The sequence below is a fragment of the Actinomadura sp. GC306 genome, assembly GCF_004348665.1.
In the GTDB taxonomy this organism is placed as follows: Bacteria; Actinomycetota; Actinomycetes; order Streptosporangiales; family Streptosporangiaceae; genus Spirillospora.
The window spans coordinates 1-16682 of the sequence record NZ_SMKM01000013.1 but is presented as its reverse complement, the minus strand read 5'-3'; the positions used below and the strand labels follow the sequence as shown (position 1 = coordinate 16682).

General features: G+C 72.6%; 17 protein-coding genes. 8 read left to right on the top strand and 9 right to left on the bottom strand.

The window, feature by feature from the left end:
* Positions 1-5 precede the first annotated feature (5 nt).
* Entirely contained in the window at positions 6-917 is a 912-nt protein-coding gene (locus E1200_RS03590; protein ID WP_131950325.1) for an oxygenase MpaB family protein, read from the bottom strand.
* An 88-nt stretch (positions 918-1005) separates the two neighbouring features.
* Between E1200_RS03590 and E1200_RS03585 the strand changes: the two genes are divergently transcribed.
* Both E1200_RS03585 and E1200_RS03580 read left to right on the top strand, forming a co-directional pair.
* Positions 1006-1623 (top strand): TetR/AcrR family transcriptional regulator, encoded by a 618-nt coding sequence (locus tag E1200_RS03585; RefSeq protein WP_131950324.1) that lies wholly within the window; start codon positions 1006-1008, stop codon positions 1621-1623.
* 165 nt (positions 1624-1788) lie between these two features.
* Positions 1789-3474: a class I SAM-dependent methyltransferase gene (locus E1200_RS03580; RefSeq protein ID WP_243708320.1), complete on the top strand. Its 1686-nt coding sequence runs from the start codon at positions 1789-1791 to the stop codon at positions 3472-3474.
* Positions 3475-3544: 70 nt separating this feature from the next.
* On the opposite strand, the gene E1200_RS03575 is transcribed toward E1200_RS03580, so the two are convergent.
* Entirely contained in the window at positions 3545-4306 is a 762-nt protein-coding gene (locus E1200_RS03575; protein WP_207933144.1) for an ABC transporter permease, read from the bottom strand.
* Positions 4303-5058: an ABC transporter ATP-binding protein gene (locus E1200_RS03570; RefSeq protein WP_131950322.1), complete on the bottom strand. Its 756-nt coding sequence runs from the start codon at positions 5056-5058 to the stop codon at positions 4303-4305. Before E1200_RS03570 ends, E1200_RS03575 begins: the two co-directional genes overlap by 4 nt.
* Positions 5059-5185: 127 nt before the next feature.
* Here E1200_RS03570 and E1200_RS03565 point away from each other — a divergent pair, with 127 nt between their 5' ends.
* Both E1200_RS03565 and E1200_RS03560 read left to right on the top strand, forming a co-directional pair.
* Positions 5186-6298: a histidine kinase gene (locus tag E1200_RS03565; RefSeq protein WP_131950321.1), complete on the top strand. Its 1113-nt coding sequence runs from the start codon at positions 5186-5188 to the stop codon at positions 6296-6298.
* Positions 6295-6957 carry a response regulator transcription factor gene (locus tag E1200_RS03560; protein ID WP_131950320.1) on the top strand — a complete coding sequence of 221 codons (663 nt, stop codon included), beginning with the start codon at positions 6295-6297 and terminating at the stop codon, positions 6955-6957. Before E1200_RS03565 ends, E1200_RS03560 begins: the two co-directional genes overlap by 4 nt.
* A 7-nt stretch (positions 6958-6964) precedes the next feature.
* On the opposite strand, the gene E1200_RS03555 is transcribed toward E1200_RS03560, so the two are convergent.
* Positions 6965-7192, bottom strand: coding sequence for a hypothetical protein (locus tag E1200_RS03555; protein WP_207933142.1), 228 nt, complete (start codon positions 7190-7192; stop codon positions 6965-6967).
* A gap of 117 nt (positions 7193-7309) precedes the next feature.
* Between E1200_RS03555 and E1200_RS03550 the strand changes: the two genes are divergently transcribed.
* The 3 genes from E1200_RS03550 to E1200_RS03540 all read left to right on the top strand — a co-directional run bounded on the left by E1200_RS03550 (position 7310) and on the right by E1200_RS03540 (position 10828).
* Positions 7310-8341, top strand: coding sequence for a permease (locus E1200_RS03550; RefSeq protein ID WP_131950319.1), 1032 nt, complete (start codon positions 7310-7312; stop codon positions 8339-8341).
* Positions 8338-9084: a TIGR03943 family protein gene (locus E1200_RS03545; protein ID WP_165950184.1), complete on the top strand. Its 747-nt coding sequence runs from the start codon at positions 8338-8340 to the stop codon at positions 9082-9084. The genes E1200_RS03550 and E1200_RS03545 overlap by 4 nt, the downstream gene beginning before the upstream one ends.
* A gap of 139 nt (positions 9085-9223) precedes the next feature.
* Positions 9224-10828, top strand: coding sequence for an FAD-dependent oxidoreductase (locus E1200_RS03540; protein WP_131950318.1), 1605 nt, complete (start codon positions 9224-9226; stop codon positions 10826-10828).
* An 18-nt stretch (positions 10829-10846) separates the two neighbouring features.
* Here the strand turns inward: E1200_RS03540 and E1200_RS03535 are convergent, their stop codons facing one another.
* From E1200_RS03535 to E1200_RS03515, 5 genes are all read right to left on the bottom strand, one after another.
* Complete coding sequence (locus tag E1200_RS03535; RefSeq protein ID WP_243708319.1) at positions 10847-11302, bottom strand: protein-tyrosine phosphatase family protein; 456 nt, start codon at positions 11300-11302, stop codon at positions 10847-10849.
* Positions 11299-13836, bottom strand: coding sequence for an ATP-dependent Clp protease ATP-binding subunit (locus tag E1200_RS03530; protein WP_131950317.1), 2538 nt, complete (start codon positions 13834-13836; stop codon positions 11299-11301). Before E1200_RS03530 ends, E1200_RS03535 begins: the two co-directional genes overlap by 4 nt.
* Positions 13837-14115: 279 nt before the next feature.
* On the bottom strand, positions 14116-15456 hold the full coding sequence (gene gdhA / locus E1200_RS03525; protein WP_131950353.1) for an NADP-specific glutamate dehydrogenase: 1341 nt from the start codon (positions 15454-15456) through the stop codon (positions 14116-14118).
* A gap of 171 nt (positions 15457-15627) precedes the next feature.
* Complete coding sequence (locus E1200_RS03520) at positions 15628-15981, bottom strand: DUF488 family protein (protein WP_131950316.1); 354 nt, start codon at positions 15979-15981, stop codon at positions 15628-15630.
* A 25-nt stretch (positions 15982-16006) separates the two neighbouring features.
* Positions 16007-16249, bottom strand: a complete 243-nt coding sequence (locus tag E1200_RS03515; protein WP_131950315.1) for a hypothetical protein — start codon at positions 16247-16249, stop codon at positions 16007-16009.
* 83 nt (positions 16250-16332) lie between these two features.
* Here E1200_RS03515 and E1200_RS03510 point away from each other — a divergent pair, with 83 nt between their 5' ends.
* A complete protein-coding gene (locus E1200_RS03510; protein WP_131950314.1) occupies positions 16333-16572 on the top strand; it encodes a hypothetical protein in 240 nt (79 codons plus the stop codon).
* Positions 16573-16682: the final 110 nt, after the last annotated feature.

Below are 16682 nucleotides of genomic sequence, written 5' to 3'. Positions count from 1 at the left end.
CACGGTCACATGGGGCGTTCCGCCAGGGTGCGCTCCAGCCGCTCCCGGGCGCGGGCCGCCTGCCGGGCGCGGTAGGCGATCGGCATGTAGCGGACACGCTCGGGCAGCAGCGGCGTGCTCCGCCCGATGAGCTGCCCGGCCGCCTTCAGCCGCCGCTCGTCCGACGCGGTCCACGACACCCCGAGCTTCCGGCGCGCCTCCGCCGGGAGGGTGCCGATTGTGATCAGCCTGCCGAGCCGTCCGCCGGCCGCGCTGAGCGGGGCGACCGCCGGCCGCAGCGGCCCCGGCACGTTCGGCGGGACCTGGCCCATCTGGGCGAGGACCTCGTGTGCCACCTTGTGCGGGACGAGGGTGTTCTCGACCATGTCGTGGAAGTAGTCCCAGTAGTCGGGGATGCTCTTCGGCAGCATGCGCTCGGGCACCCGCAGGATCCGGCCGAGCTGCATGAACTCGTCGAACGCCTGCTGCTCCTCGTCGGGCGTCATCGGCGCGGGCGCGAAGTACTTCGAGGCGGTGACGGCGGCGTAGAAGCCGGTGAGGTGGACCCAGGCCCACGGCTCGGCCGACAGCGCGTGGTGGCGGTTCCCGTCCTCGTCGACCGCGCTCAGCGGCTTGTGCATCTCGCGCAGCCGCCTGCCCTCCTCGATCGCGGTCTGCCCGCCGTACACCCAGGTCTGCACGGACGCGAAGCTGCGGGCGGCGCGGCCGAGCGGGTCGGTGCGGAAGGTGGACAGCCGGTCGACGACCGTTCCGATCGCGGGGTGCATCACCTGCAGGATGAACACGCCGTTCCCCGCGATGGCCGACGTGTAGAGCCCCATCGTGTCCCACAGCAGCGAGCCCGGCCCGAACGGGACCGGCTCGCGGGGGTTCTCCTGCTCGACGGACGGGCTCTGCGTCCCATCGGTCACCGTCATTGCGCGACCTCCTGCCGACACGGCTCTCCCTGTAAGGTAAACGCGAATAAGGAGTCGCTTACAAGTCGCGTTCGGAGGGAATCCGCCGATGAGCCGCTCACCTGGGCTTTCACCCCGGAAGATCCCGCGCCAGGAGCGCTCCCGGCAGACCGTGGAACGCATCTTGGAGGCGGCCACTCGCGTTCTGTCCGAGCGCGGCTACGACGGCGCCTCCACGAACCGGATCGCCAAGGCCGCCGGCCTCAGCAACGGGTCGCTCTACCAGTACTTCCCCAACAAGGACGCGATCGTCATCGCGGTGCTGGACCGCTTCGCCGACCGGCTCGCCGACCGCCTGGGCGCCGAGATCGAGGCCACGATGGGGCTGCCGTGGCAGGAGGCGGGCCGCGCGCTGCTCGACGTCCAGATCCGGCTGTTCGAGGAGAACGCGGACCTGCTGCGGATCATCGTGGAGCAGATCCCGCGGCTCGGGCCGCTCGACAAGCTCGCCGCGCTCCAGCGCCGGCTGACCGACCTCGTCCGGGTCTACCTGCTGGTCAACCGGGACGAGTTCCGCGACGACCTCGACGTCGAGGCGACGGTGTGGATCGTCGCCGAGACGGTCGGGCTGCTGTCGACCAAGTACGTCCTGGACCGGCCGCCCATCCCGCACGACCGGATGGTGGACGAGCTCGCGGAGCTCGTCATCGGCTACATCCGCGGCTGAGCGGGACACCCCGCCGGGGACCGGGCTGTGGTGACGATCACATCACCTTTCAGCAAGATCTACCGTCCCGACCCCTTATCCCCGACCGTGCGCAAGGCTAACGTTCGCCATGTCCGTCCTGTCCGCCCAAGTTCGTCACATATGTGGCGCTTTGACCGACCAGCGGTGCGTACCGTACGCGCTCGACCGCGTGCGGTCACCGGGAGCTCGTTCACAGGAGGCAGACCGATTCAGCGCCAAGAGTTCGGGGAGAATCCGACCGAGGTACGCGACACCGACCACTACACGCAGGAGTACGTCCAGGGCTTCGTCGAGAAGTGGGACGAACTCATCGACTGGAAGAGGCGCTACGAGAGCGAAGGCAGCTTCTTCATCGACCAGCTCAGGGAACGCGGCGTCCGCAAGGTGCTGGACGTCGCCACCGGGACCGGCTTCCACTCCGTCCGGCTCCTGCAGGAGGGCTTCGAGACCGTCAGCGTGGACGGCAGCCCCCAGATGCTCCGCAAGGCGTTCGAGAACGGCTTCACCTTCGGCGGCCACATCCTGCGCGTGGTGCACGCCGACTGGCGGTTCCTGAACCGCGACGTCCACGGTGAGTTCGACGCCATCATCTGCCTGGGCAACTCCTTCACCCACCTCTTCTCGGAACGCGACCGGCGTAAGGCCCTGGCCGAGTTCTACGCCATGCTCAAGCACGACGGCGTGCTGATCATCGACCAGCGCAACTACGACTCGATCCTCGACAACGGCTTCTCCAGCAAGCACTCCTACTACTACTGCGGGGAAGAGGTCACGGCCGAGCCCGAGTACGTCGACGAGGGGCTCGCGCGGTTCCGGTACCGGTTCCCCGACGACAGCGAGTACTGCCTCAACATGTATCCGCTGCGCAAGGACTACATGCGGCGGCTCATGCGCGAGGTCGGCTTCCAGCGCATCGACACGTACGGCGACTTCCAGGCCACGTACGATGACGACGACCCCGACTTCTTCATCCACGTGGCCGAGAAGAAATACCTGGAAGACGACGTGAACACGGGTTACTCCAGCGCGGTCAGCACCGCCCGCGACTACTACAACTCCAGTGACGCCGACGCGTTCTACCACTCCGTCTGGGGCGGGCAGCACATCCACGTCGGCATCTACGAGGACGGCGACACGATCGACGCCGCCAGCGCCCGGACGGTCGAGCGGATGGCCGCCGGCCTGGAGCTGACGCCGTACTCGCACGTCGTCGACCTCGGGTCGGGCTACGGCGGCTCCGCCCGCTACCTCGCCCGCACCTACGGCTGCCGCGTCACCTGCCTCAACCTCAGCGAGGTGGAGAACGAGCGCAACCGGGCGATGAACGAGGAGCAGGGGCTCGCCGACCTCATCGACGTGGTCGACGGGTCCTTCGAGACGCTCCCGTTCAACGACAACTCGTTCCACGTGGTGTGGTCCCAGGACGCGCTGCTGCACGGCGGCGACCGCATCCGGGCGCTGGAGGAGATCGCCCGCGTCCTCAAGCCGGGCGGCGACCTCGTCTTCACCGACCCCATGGCGGCCGACGACTGTACCCGCGACGTCCTGCGGCCCATCCTCGACCGCCTGCACCTCGACACCATGGGCTCTCCGAGCTTCTACCTCCGCGAGATCGCCCGGCTCGGCCTGACCCCGGCCTTCGAGGACCTCACCCAGCACCTCACCACGCACTACGGGCGGGTCCTGCGGGAGACCGAGGCGCGGGAGGCGGAGATCTCCCGGGAGATCAGCGCCGAGTACCTGGAGCGCATGAAGGCGGGCCTGGCCAACTGGGTCCGCGGCGGCGAGTCCGGCAACCTGAAGTGGGGCATCTTCCGCTGTAAGAACTGACGAAGCGCCGCACCGACCGGCGAGGCCGGGGGAGGTCCCCTCTCCCGGCCTCGCGGGCGCCCGGCGGAACTCAGTCCCAGCGGAAGACCTTCGCCGCGACCACCCCGGCGACCAGCGCCGTCACGGCGAGCGCCCCGAGGTGCGCCGGGTCCGGCGACACTCCCGTCCACGCGGCGCTCAACGACTCCACACCCGCCCCGTACGGCAGGTACCCGCCGAGCGTCGCCAACGCGTCCGGCAGATTGTCGCGCGGCCCGAACCCGCCGCCGAAGGCCATCGTCAGGAAGAACCCGACGAGCCCGATGGCGACCGCCGCGTTCGCGGACGGCGCGACCGCCGCGACCAGCATGCCGAGCGCGTACATCGTCATCGTCACCAGGCAGAACACCCCGGCCGCGGTGAACGCGGAGCGCGGCATCGACACGTCGAACGCCAGCCGCGCCACCAGCAGCGCGCCCACCACGCCGACCAGCACCTGCGCGAGGCTGGCGGCCACCTGGGCGGCCAGCACCATCAGCGGGTGGGCCGGCGTCACCGCCAGCCGCCGCAGCACGCCCGTCCTGCGGTACGTGGCGAGGACGGCCGGCATGTTCACCAGGCCGATCAGCGCCACCACCATCACCAGGACCATCGGGACGACGAAGGCGTCCATGGCGGGCAGCCCGCGGAAGCGCTCCGTCCCCGCGTCGCCGGCGCCGAGCCCGGACATCACCATGATCAGCATCGGCAGGCCGAGCGGGATGACCAGCCCGGCGGTGTCCCGGGCGATCAGCTTCGCCTCGGTCCATGTCAGCATGGCCCACGCCCGCGCGGGCGGCCGGTGCGCCGTCACAGGGACTCCTCCTCGGGCGGGCGCCCGGTCAGCGCGAGGAAGGCGTCTTCGAGGCTCGCCGTCCCGGTCGCGGGGACACCGGTCCGCTCCCCGGCCAGCGCGATCAGGCCGGCCGGGGTGTCCAGGGCGGTGAGCCGCCCCCGGTCGATGACCGCGACCCGGTCGCACAGGCGCTCGGCCTCGGGCATGAAGTGCGTGACGAGCAGCACCGTCACGCCCGTCTCGCGGATCTGCTCGATCAGCGCCCAGGTGGTCCGGCGAGCCCGCGGGTCGAGGCCGGTGGTCAGCTCGTCCAGCACCGCGATCCGGGGCGCGCCGACCAGCGCCAGCGCGATCGACAGCCGCTGCGCCTGGCCGCCGGAGAGGTCCTCGAACGCCGTGTCGCGCTTGCCGGTCAGCCCGAGCCCGTCCAGCAGCCGCTCGGGGTCGGCGCCGTCGGTGTAGAACGACCGGTACAGCGCGACCGCCTCGCCGACCCGGAGCTTGTCGGGCAGCCCGCCGCCCTGGAGCTGCGCCCCCATCACCTGCCTGAGCCGCGCGCGGTCCCGCAGCGGATCAAGGCCCAGCACCCTGATCCGGCCCGCGTCGGGCCGCCGCACCCCCTCGACGCACTCGACGAGGGTCGTCTTGCCGGCGCCGTTCGGGCCCACGATCCCGAAGATCTCCCCCTGCTCGACGGTGAAGGACACGCCGTCCAGGGCGACCGTCTCGCCGTACCGCTTGTGCAGCCCCTCGACCTCGACCACAGCCATCGCCACGCCCCTTTCGGCGGTAGACGCTAGGCGGCGGCCGTGCGCGCACGCGCGTGCCGGACGTCACGAACCGCACCCGTGACTTCCGGCACGGTCCGCGCCGGCGCGATGGCCGTAACCTCGGGACATGGCCAAGTCCCATCTCGCGGTCTGGGGCGCGGCGAGCGTCCTCGCCGTGTGCCTGCTGGTCGGGGCGCCGGTCGCGTTCTCCGCCGGGGACGCCACGATCGGGCCGGCCTGGCTGTGGTGGGTCTGCTACCTCGGGTTCCTCGGGCTGTTCACGGTGGCGCTCCTGGACGACGCCCCGCGCCGCACCGGCCGGTGGGCGGTGCTGCTCGCCCTCGCCGCGGCGGGCGCCGCGACCGTGCTGCTCGGCGCGCAGGCCGCCTGGCTCGCGATCCTGCTGGTGTTCGGCACCGCGATCGCGGCCTACCGGACGACGCTGCGCAACACGGCCGTCCTGCTCGTGTTCAACGGCCTCGTGGCCGGCGCCGCCCCCCTGCTGCGCGACGGCACCGTCATGGACGTGGTCCTCACCGCGGCCCTCTACACGATGCTCCAGGTCTGCACGGTGTGGGCGGTGCGCAGCGAGCGGCGCGAGGCCGCCGCTCGCGAACGCCTCGCCGTGGCCAACACCGAGCTGCGCGCCGCCACCGCGCTGCTGGCGGAGTCGAGCCGGTCCGCCGAGCGGCTGCGGATCTCGCGCGAGCTGCACGACCTCCTCGGCCACCAGCTCACGGCGCTCGTCCTCGAACTCGAAGTGGCCGCGCACCACAGCACGCCGCCCGCCGCCGCCCACGTGGCCCGCGCCCGCGGGCTGGCCAGGGACCTCCTCGGCGATGTGCGCACCGCCGTGGGGGAACTGCGCGCCCGCACCACGCCGCTGCACCACGCGCTCGCGGAGGTCGTCGCGGACCTGCCGCACCCGCGCATCCACCTCAGCGTCGCCGGCGGGATCGAGCCGGACGAGACGCGCACCGCCGTGCTGATCCGCTGCGTCCAGGAGGTCGTCACGAACACCGTCCGCCACGCCGAGGCCGAGAACCTCTGGATCGACGTCGGGCACGCCGGGAACGGCGAGATCGTCCTCACCGCACGCGACGACGGCCGGGGGGCGTCCGCGCTGCGCCTCGGCAACGGGCTGACCGGCGTCCGCGAACGCGTCGCCCAGCTCGACGGCGAGGTGTCGTTCGCCACCTCGCCGGGTTTCACCGTCAGCGCCAGGGTGCCGGCGCCGTGATCCGCGTATGCGTCACCGACGACCAGACGCTGGTGCGCCAGGGCATCCGGCACCTGCTGGAGCTGTCCGCCGAGGTGACCGTCACCGCCGAGGCCGCGGACGGCGACGAGGCGCTGGCCGTCCTGGAGTCCGACCCGCCGGACGTCCTCCTGCTGGACCTCCGGATGCCCGGCCGGGACGGCATCGCCACGCTGACCGCGATGCGGGAGCGCGGGATCGACGTCCCCACCCTCGTCCTCACCACGTTCGACGACGACGAGCTGGTGCTGCGCGCCCTGCGCGCCGGAGCCGCCGGCTACCTGCTCAAGGACGTCACCCTCGACCAGGTCGTCACCGCGATACGCACGCTCGCGGCGGGCGGCACGCTGGTGCAGCCGGGGCTGACCGAACGGCTGCTCCAGGCGATGCGGCGCATGCCGGACCCGGACGAGCCGCGGGACCTGCCGCCCCAGCCGCTCACCGGCCGGGAACGGGACGTGCTGCGCCTGCTGGCCGCCGGGTACGCCAATCGGGAGATCGCCGATGCCCTCCACCTGGCGGAGGGCACGGTGAAGAACCACGTGTCCAGCGTCCTGGCGAAGCTGGGCGTCCGGGACCGGACCAGGGCCGTGCTGAAGGCCCTGCATCACGGCCTCCTGGACCCCCCGCCGGAACGCTGAGCCGGTGTCAGAGCTTCAGAAGCTTGCTGTAAGGGGCCGGAATGCGGACCTTCCCCGTTCCGAAATCGACGAGGACCGCCTGGCCCTCCTCGACTTCGAGCACGCGGCCGAGGCCGTACTTGTCGTGCGTCACCCGGTCCTCGGGCTCGAACACCTTGGCCGGTGGCGCGGCGGGCGGGGGCTTGAAGGGACTGGTGGGCAGATGTCGCCGCCTGGCGGCTCCTGTGGGTTTCATCAATGACCAGTATGCGCCTCCCGGGGCCCGACAGGCAGCCCGACCCCACGATTCGGTCCGGATGTGTTTCACGAACGGTCCCCGTTTCGGACCGGGGGCTCTGGCACGATTGCCGCCATGAGCGACCGCGTCGGCCTTCGGGAGGCCGAGGACGAGCTGCTTCCGCCGGCCGACTGGGGCCGCCGCGAGCCCGCCGCTCCGGGCACCCGCGCCGCCCTGGTGTTCGGCCTGCTGGCCGCCGTGCTGGTCCTCGGCCGGACGTGGGTGGCGCCGCTCGCCGGCGCCGCCGCCCTTGACGCGTGGACCACGATCTTCGTCGCGGTGTGCGTGCAGGCGCTGCCGTTCCTGGTCTTCGGGGTCGCGCTGTCGGCCGCGATCACCTCGTTCGTCCCGGCGTCGCTGTGGCGGCGGGTGCTGCCGCGCCGGCCGGGTGCCGCGGTGCCCGCCGCCGGCGCGATGGGGGCCGTGCTGCCGGGCTGCGAGTGCGCGTCGGTGCCGGTCGCGGGCGGGCTGATGGCCCGCGGGGTGGCGCCCGCCGCGGCGCTGACCTTCCTGCTCGCCGCGCCCGCGATCAACCCGGTCGTGATGATCGCGACGGCGGTCGCGTTCCCGGGGCGGCCGGAGATGGTGGTGGGCCGGTTCGCCGCGTCGCTGATCGTCGCGGTGCTGGTCGGCTGGGTGTGGCTGCTGGTGGGCAAGGGCGAGTGGATCCGGATCCCGTCCCGGCCGGAGGCGCACGGGCGGGCGGGGCGCGTGGAGGCGTTCCGGCAGGCGATGCGGCACGACATCGTCCACGCCGGAGGGTTCCTTGTGGTCGGTGCGGCCGCGGCCGCCACGATCAACGTGGTCGTCCCCGCGGACTGGGTGAACGCCGCCGCCGGGGACGCCGTCGTCTCGGTGCTGCTGCTCGCGCTGCTGGCCGTGCTGATGTCGATCTGCTCGGAGGCCGACGCGTTCGTCGCGGCGAGCCTGTCGCAGTTCTCGACGACCGCGAAACTGACCTTCCTGGTCGTGGGCCCGATGGTGGACCTGAAACTCATCGCGCTCCAGGCGGGCTTCTTCGGCCGCCGCTTCGCGGTCCGGTTCGTGCCGCTGACGTTCTGCCTGGCGGTCGGCGTCAGCGTGCTGGTGGGAGGGCTGCTGTCGTGACCAGGGCCGCGCAGAACCTGCTGCTGGTGTTCCTCGGCGCCGCGGTGCTGTGGATCACGCTGGTCAGCGGCGAGTACGTCAACTACGTGCGGCCCGGCTTCCGGTTTCCGCTGGTGGCCGCGGCGGTGGCGCTGCTGGTGCTGGGCGGCGCCGGGCTGCGCCGCGAGTGGCGGGACGTCCCGGACCATGACGACGGGCATGACCACGGGCACGGGCACGGGCATGACCACTCGCGCGGGCCGCGGGTGGCGTGGCTGCTCGGCCTGCCCGTGCTGGCGATCTTCCTGGTGGCGCCGCCCGCGCTCGGCTCGTTCAGCGCGGCGCGCGACACCGGACGCGCCGCGCCGCCGCCCGCCCCGCCGGACGACGGCTTCCGGCCGCTGTCCGCCGCCGGGGGCCCGGTCGACATGTCGCTGGGCGAGTTCATCGGCCGCGCCCACGAGGCCCAGACCGGCGACCCCGCCGAGCTCCAGGGCGTCCCCGTGCGGCTGACCGGCTTCGTGACACCGGCCGGGACGGAACGGGGCGGCTGGCAGCTCACCCGGATGAAGATCGCGTGCTGCGCGGGCGACGCCGTCCCGTTCCCGGTGCGGGTGCGCGGCGTCCCGCAGCCGCCCGCCGACTCCTGGGTCCGGGTCACGGGCGTCTGGGAGCCGCCCCGCCAGACGGACCGCACCGTCGTCCAGACCCTCCGCGCCCACTCCCTCAAGAAGGTCGAGAAGCCGAAGAACCCTTACGAGTGAGCGGGTGGCCGAGGGTTCCGGTCACCGGGACTCCCGGTTTCCAGGACGTCCGGAGGCTTCTACCGTGCAGCCATCCGGGCGATCGGGACAGGCGCGGTCCGCACGAGTGGTCGCCTCCGCGGACGCTGAAGAGGTGCACATGGATCGGACCGCTGACTACGTCGTCGTGGGAGCCGGCAGCGCGGGCTGCGTGCTGGCCAAGCGCCTGGCCGAGTCGGGGGCGGACGTCGTCCTGGTCGAGGCGGGCGGGCCCGACCGGACCGCGCTCGTCCGCAAGCCGGGCCTGATCGCCATCTTCCACAACGTGCCGCAGCTGAAGAAGCGGCTCGACTGGGGCTTCTACAGCGCCCCGCAGGCGAACGCGCTCGACCGGAAGATCCCGCAGACCAGGGGCAAGGTGCTGGGCGGCTCCGGGTCGATCAACGGGATGCTGTTCGTGCGCGGCCACCGGAAGAACTTCGACGACTGGGCGGCGGAGGGCTGCACCGGCTGGAGCTACGACGACGTCCTGCCGAGCTTCCGGCGGATGGAGAACTGGGAGGACGGCTCGACCGGCCTGCGCGGCGCGGGCGGGCCGATCCAGGTGACCCGGCAGCGCGACCTCACGCCCGCGTCCGAGGCGTTCCTGGAGGCGATGGCCGACACGGCGGGCGTGAAGCGCAACGACGACTACAACGGCGAGGAGCAGGAGGGCGCGTCGATCTTCCAGCAGAGCGCCCACGACGGGCTGCGCTACAGCTCGTCCGTCGGGTACCTCGACGACCACGGCCTCGACAACCTGACCATCGTCACCAAGGCGACCGTGGGCCGCGTGGTGGTCGAGGACGGCCGCGCCACCGGCGTCGAGGTCGTCACCGGGAAGGGCCGCGGGACGATCCGCGCGACGCGCGAGGTCATCCTCGCGGCGGGCGCGTTCGGGTCGCCGCACCTGCTGATGCTGTCGGGGGTCGGGCCCGCGGCGCACCTCCGCGAGCACGGCATCGAGGTCCACGCCGACCTGCCCGTCGGCGACAACCTCCACGACCACATGTTCGTCCCGATGACGTTCGTCATGGGCACGGCCCGGCACCGCGGCACCGCCCCCTACTTCGCCTCGGGGCTGCTCAAGGAGTGGACCCGCGGCGGGACGTGGATGGCGCGCAGCGTGTTCGAGGCGGTCGGGTTCGTCCGCAGCCCGCAGGCGGGCGACATCCCCGACCTGCAGATCCACGCGCTGCCGTGGTCGTACCCGTTCCCGAACCAGGACGCGCCGACGCGGCACAAGGTCGACAAGCGCTCCGCCCTCACGATCATGCCGACGCTGATCTACCCGAAGAGCCGCGGGACGGTGCGGCTCGCGTCCGCGGACCCGGCCGCCGCGCCCGTCATCGACCCCGGCTACCTGTCCGAGCCCGACGACGCGCGGCTGCTGCTGGACGGCATCGAACTCGTCCGGGAGATCATGGCCAACAAGATCATCGCGGCGGACGTGACCGCCGAGCTGTCCCCCGGCCCGGACTTCCCCGACCGCGCGACGATGGCCAGGGAGCTGCCGAACCGGGCGACGACCGTCTACCACCCCGGGGGGAGCTGCCGGATGGGCACCGACGAGCGCGCCGTCGTCGACCCGGCGCTGCGCGTCCGCGGCATCGAGGGGCTCCGCGTCGCCGACGCCTCGATCATGCCGAGCATCACCGGCGGGAACACCGCGGCCCCGAGCATGATGATCGGCGAGCACGCCGCGTCGCTGATCCTCGGCGGCTGACCCGGTCGGCACGGCGGGTCAGTGCGGGAGACCGGAGTGCGGGAAACCGGCCACCCAGCGGCGCTGCCACGGCGTCTCGACGGCCCTCGGGTGGTGGTGCTCGCGCGCCCACGCGACCGCTTCGGACGGCGGCACGCCGGACAGGACGGCGAGGCAGGCGACGACGGTCCCGGTGCGCCCGACACCGCCCCCGCAGGCGACCTCGGCCGCCTCGCCCGCGCGGGCCCGCTCGTGCAGCGCGCGGATCTGCCGGACGGCCTCGTCCCGGTCGCGGGGCAGCCGGAAGTCGGGCCAGTCGAGCCACACCGACGGCCAGGTCAGCGCGGCTTCGTGCCGGCCGCGGAGCCGGCCGGAGCCGAGGTAGAGGCCGAATGCGGGGGCGGGGCCGGCGGGCATCGGGTGCCGCAGGCCGCGCGCCCGGACCCAGGTGCCGTCGGGGAGCCGGAGGGAGCCGTGGAGGGGAGCGGTCGTCACGACCGCGACTGTAGCCCCTCCCCCGGCTCCTTCTCCTCGGTCATCACGTGGAATTCCAGGCCGCCCTGCACCGCGCCGACCCGCACGTGGCTGCCGTGCCGCAGGTCGCCGGCGAGCAGCAGGTCGGACAGCTGGTCGTCCACCTCCCGCTGGATCGTGCGGCGCAGCGGGCGGGCGCCGAACTCGGGCTGGTAGCCGCGCTCGGCGATCCAGTCGACGGCCTCGGTGCTGAAGGTCACGTCGACGTCCTGCGCGCGGAGGCGGCGGCGCGTCTCGTCCAGCAGCAGGTCGGTGATCTGTCGGAGCTGCCCGGCCTCCAGCCGCTGGAACACGATGATCTCGTCGATCCGGTTGAGGAACTCGGGCCGGAACGCCTCGCGCAGCCGGCGGGTGATCCGCTCGCTGAGCGCGGCGGACTCGCCGCCGGCCGTGCCGAACCCGATGTCGGTCCGGCCGGTGATCAGCTCGGAGCCGAGGTTGCTGGTCATGATGACGACGGTGTTGCGGAAGTCGACGGTGCGGCCCTGCGCGTCGGTGAGGCGGCCGTCGTCCAGCAGCTGCAGCAGGACGTTGAAGACGTCCTGGTGCGCCTTCTCGATCTCGTCGAGCAGGATCACCGAGTACGGCTGCCGCCGGACGGCGTCGGTGAGCTGGCCGGCCTCCTCGTACCCGACGTATCCGGGCGGCGCGCCCATCAGCCGGCTCACCGTGTGCCGCTCCTGGAACTCGCTCATGTCGAAGCGGATGAGCCGGTCGCGGCTGCCGAACAGCGCCTCGGCGAGTGCCTTGGCCAGCTCGGTCTTCCCGACGCCGGTCGGGCCGAGGAACAGGAACCCGCCGATCGGGCGGTCCGGGTCGCCCATGCCCGCGCGGGACCTGCGGACGGCGCGCGCCACCGCCGCGACGGCGTCCTGCTGCCCGATCACGCGCTCGTGCAGGGTCTGCTCAAGGCGCGTCAGCCGCTCCCGCTCGGCCTGGGTCAACTGGGTCACCGGGACGCCGGAGATCCGCGACACTACCTCGGCGATCTCCTCCGTCGTCACCTCCGGGACGGTGGCGGGGCCGCCGTTGTCGCGCAGCGCCTCGATGTCCTTCTCCAGCCGGGCGACCTCGTCGCGCAGCTCGGACGCCCGCTCGTAGTCCTCGTCGGCGACGGCCTGGTCCTTCTCGCGGCGCCGCCGGTCGAGCCGGTCCTCCAGCTCGCGGCGGCCGCCGTCCCGCCCGGAGCGCAGCCGGACGCGGGCGCCCGCCTGGTCGATCAGGTCGATCGCCTTGTCCGGCAGGAAGCGGTCGGTCAGGTAGCGGCTCGCGAGGTCCACGGCCGCGACCAGCGCCTCGTCGGTGAACCGCACCCGGTGGTGCGCCTCGTACCGGTCGCGGAGCCCGCGCAGGATCTCGATGCTGTCGTCCACGGACGGCTCGGGCACCAGGATCGGCTGGAACCGGCGTTCGAGCGCGGCGTCCTTCTCGATGTGCCGGCGGTACTCGTCGATGGTCGTCGCGCCGACGACGTGCAGCTCACCGCGCGCCAGCGGCGGCTTCAGCATGTTGCCCGCCGACATCGCGCCCTCGCCGCCGCCCGCGCCCACCAGCGTGTGGATCTCGTCGATGAACACGACCAGCTCGTCGGCGTGCGCGCGGATCTCGTCGACGACCTTCTTCAGCCGCTCCTCGAAGTCGCCCCGGTAGCGGGTGCCGGCTACGACGCCGCCGAGGTCGAGCTGCACCAGCCGCTTGCCGCGCAGCGTCTCCGGGATGTCGTCGTCCACGATCCGCTGCGCGAGCCCCTCCGCGATCGCGGTCTTGCCGACGCCCGGGTCGCCGATCAGCACCGGGTTGTTCTTGGTGCGCCGGGACAGGACCTCGACGGTCTCCTCGATCTCGGCGTCGCGGCCGATCACCGGGTCGATCCGGCCCTCCCGGGCGAGCGCGGTCAGGTCGCGGCCGAACTCGTCCAGCGTCGGGGTGCCGCTCTGCTGCCCGCCGCCGGTCCCGCCGCCCGCGGGGTGCTGCCCGGCGCCGGCGGCCGACTGCAGCGTGTCCGGGGTGACGTGCTCGGCGTCCAGGATCCGGCCCGCGCCGGAGCCGCGGTCGAGCGCCAGCGCGAACAGCAGGTGCTCCGGCCCGATGTAGGACGAGCCGAGGGCCCGCGACACCTGGTGGCTGTCCAGCAGGGCGCGCTTGGCGGACGGCGTCAGCTCGGGCGGCACGTCCCGCGGCTCACCGCGCCGGACGTGCTCCTCGATCTCGCGCCGGATCTTGTCCGGGTCGGCGCCGGCGCGCTCCAGCCAGTGCCGGGTGCCCTGCTGCCGGGTCGCCGCCCACAGCAGGTGGTCGGTGTCGAGGTCGACGCTGCCCCACTGCGCCGCCTGCGTGGCCGCGTCCCGCACCAGCTCCCGCGCGGGCTCGCTCATCAGCCGCGCGATGCTGATCCGCTCCATCGGACGGCGGTGTGCCCGCGACCCGAAGAACCGCGCGAGCATCTCCTCGAACGGGTCCATGCCGCCCCCGGACCCGTACCACCCCGATGCCATCTCCAAGACCCCCCGGACGGAACGACAACGTCTGGCAATGGTCGAACCCCTGCCCGTGGCAGGATCCCGGAAACCCGGCTGCGAGGTGCGCGGAACGACGCGTTGCCCGGATCATCCGATCAGCGCCCCGCATGGGCGCGTACAGGCAAGTCGTGCAGGTGCGGGGGGTCGCCGGAGGCGTTCGTCCGCTCGTCCGGCGCGGTGTCGCCGCCCTCGCCGTTGAAGGCGGACGACCCGTCGGAAACGGATGCCCGGCGTGCGGCCGGGCGGGGGCGGACCCTAGATCAGGCCCTGGGCGAGCATGGCGTCGGCGACGCGCTCGAAGCCCGCGATGTTGGCGCCCACGACGTAGTCGCCGGGCGCGCCATAGCGCTCGGCCGTCTCGTAGCACTTCTCGTGGATGCCGGTCATGATCGAGGCGAGTTCCTCCTCGACCCGGGAGAACGTCCAGGCGGCGCGGCTCGCGTTCTGCCGCATCTCCAGCGCGCTGACCGCGACACCGCCGGCGTTGGCGGCCTTCCCGGGGCCGAACGCGACGTCGGCCTCCTGGAAGATGTGGACGGCCTCGGGCGTCGTCGGCATGTTCGCGCCCTCCGAGACGGCCTTCACGCCGTTGCGGACGAGGGTGCGCGCCGCGGCGGCGTCCAGCTCGTTCTGCGTCGCGGACGGCAGCGCGATGTCGGCGGGCACGTCCCACACGCAGCCGCCGGGGATGAACCGCGCCGAGGACCCGCGCAGGTCCGCGTAGTCGGAGACGCGGCCGCGGTCGACCTCCTTCACGTGCTTGAGGAGATCGAGGTCGAGGCCCTTCTCGTCCACCACGTAGCCGCTGGAGTCGGACACCGTGATGACGTTCGCGCCGAGCTGCTGGGCCTTCTCGACCGTGTAGATCGCGACGTTCCCGGAACCGGACACCACGATCTGCTGGCCGTCCAGGTCCTCGCCGCGCCGCCGCAGCATCTCGGCCGTGAACATGACGTTGCCGTAGCCGGTCGCCTCCGTCCGGCCCGCGGACCCGCCCCACATCTGGCCCTTGCCGGTCAGCATCCCCGCCTCCCAGCGGTTGGTGACGCGTCGGTACTGGCCGAACAGGTAGCCGATCTCGCGGGTGCCGACGCCGATGTCGCCGGCGGGGACGTCGGTGTGCTCGCCGACGTGCCGGTACAGCTCCGTCATGAACGACTGGCAGAACCGCATGACCTCCTCGTCGGAGCGGCCGTGCGGGTCGAAGTCGCTGCCTCCCTTGCCGCCGCCGATGCCCAGCCCGGTCAGCGCGTTCTTGAAGATCTGCTCGAAACCGAGGAACTTCACGATGCCGAGGTTCACGGTCGGGTGGAACCGCAGCCCGCCCTTGTACGGGCCGAGCGCCCCGTTGAACTCGACGCGGAAGCCGCGGTTGACATGGACACGGCCCTGGTCGTCCTGCCAGGGCACCCTGAAAATGATCTGACGTTCCGGCTCGACCAGGCGCTCGACCAGTTTGGCCGAGGCCAGGCCCGGCCGCGCGGCGAGCACCGGCCCGAGGGACTCCAGTACCTCGTGGACGGCCTGGTGGAACTCCGCCTCGCCCGGATCGCGCCGCAGCACCCTGTCGTAGGTCTCCTCTAGGGCAGACAGCATCTCGGGTGGGGCCGGCAGGCGGGGGGCCAACGGCATGTGATGATCCCTTCCTCGAAGACCCCTCCACTGTAGGACGTGCGCATCACCGCACGTGACAGCCCCTGCCACGGGTTCGGCGGCGTCCCCCGGCGGCGTCCCCCGGCGGCGGGCCGGGGGGCGTCGCCGGAACCGTCAGTCCTCGCGCAAACGGTCGGCGAGGACGGCGGCCTGGCTGTGGTCGACGTCCTTGGTCGCGGTCAACAGGGTCACCGGTCCGCCGCCGGCGATCTCCCTCAGCCTCTCCAGGGCGGCGGCGCGCTCCGGCTCGTCCAGCTCGGCCTCGTAGCGGCGGGCGAACTCGCCGAATCGGCCGGCCTCGTGGCCGTACCACTTGCGGAGCTCCGTTGACGGGGCGACGTCCTTCGCCCACTCGTCCAGCCGCGCCTTGTCCTTCGACAGGCCGCGCGGCCACACCCGGTCGACGAGGATCCGCTTGCCGTCGTCGGACGAGGCGTCGTCGTACACCCTGCGCAGTCGTACCTCCATGCTCCCTCCCATTCCCTCCCAACCCTCACGTACGCGGCGGTCCGCCGGGCTCCGGCGCGCGGTCGGCGGTGCGGCGCGCGAACTCGGCGGCGGCCGTGCGGCGGGCGAACTCGCCGGCGAGGGCCCGGCCGAGGACGTCGTCGTCGGGACGGTGCCTTTCGAGGTAGGCGAGGGCCTCGGCGAGCTCGCCGGTGGTGAGCTGGCGCACCGGCTTGCCCGCCCAGCGCGGGGGCGCCGGACGCGGTGCGGCGCGCGGTTCCGTGGTCACGGATAAAAGCCTTTCCTTTTCGGTTCCGGTAACGGGCGGCGCGGCGGCGGGTGCGGAATTCGACCGGCCAATAGAATCGCCGCGTGCATTGGTGGAGCCAGCAGGCATGTGACGCGGCCGCGGAGGCACAGGCCGCCGATCCGTCGCCGGGAAACCTCATGGCGGCCGCCCAGGTGCAGGCGATGGTCTCGGTCGCGGAGGCGCTGCACCGCATTGCCGCGGCTCTGGAGGACAAGGGCGACGGCGAGGGCGGCCCGCCGGCGCGGCCGGCGCGGCGGCGCGCGGACGCACCGGGAAAGCCCGCATTCGCCCGGCCGAAATAGCCCGGCCCCCGGCCGGCGGGGTCAGCAAAATACCGGTGCACCCGACGGGGGTGCACCGGTATTTCACGCGGTCTCAGACATCGCTGAACGATTTGCGTTCCGTCCTGCCG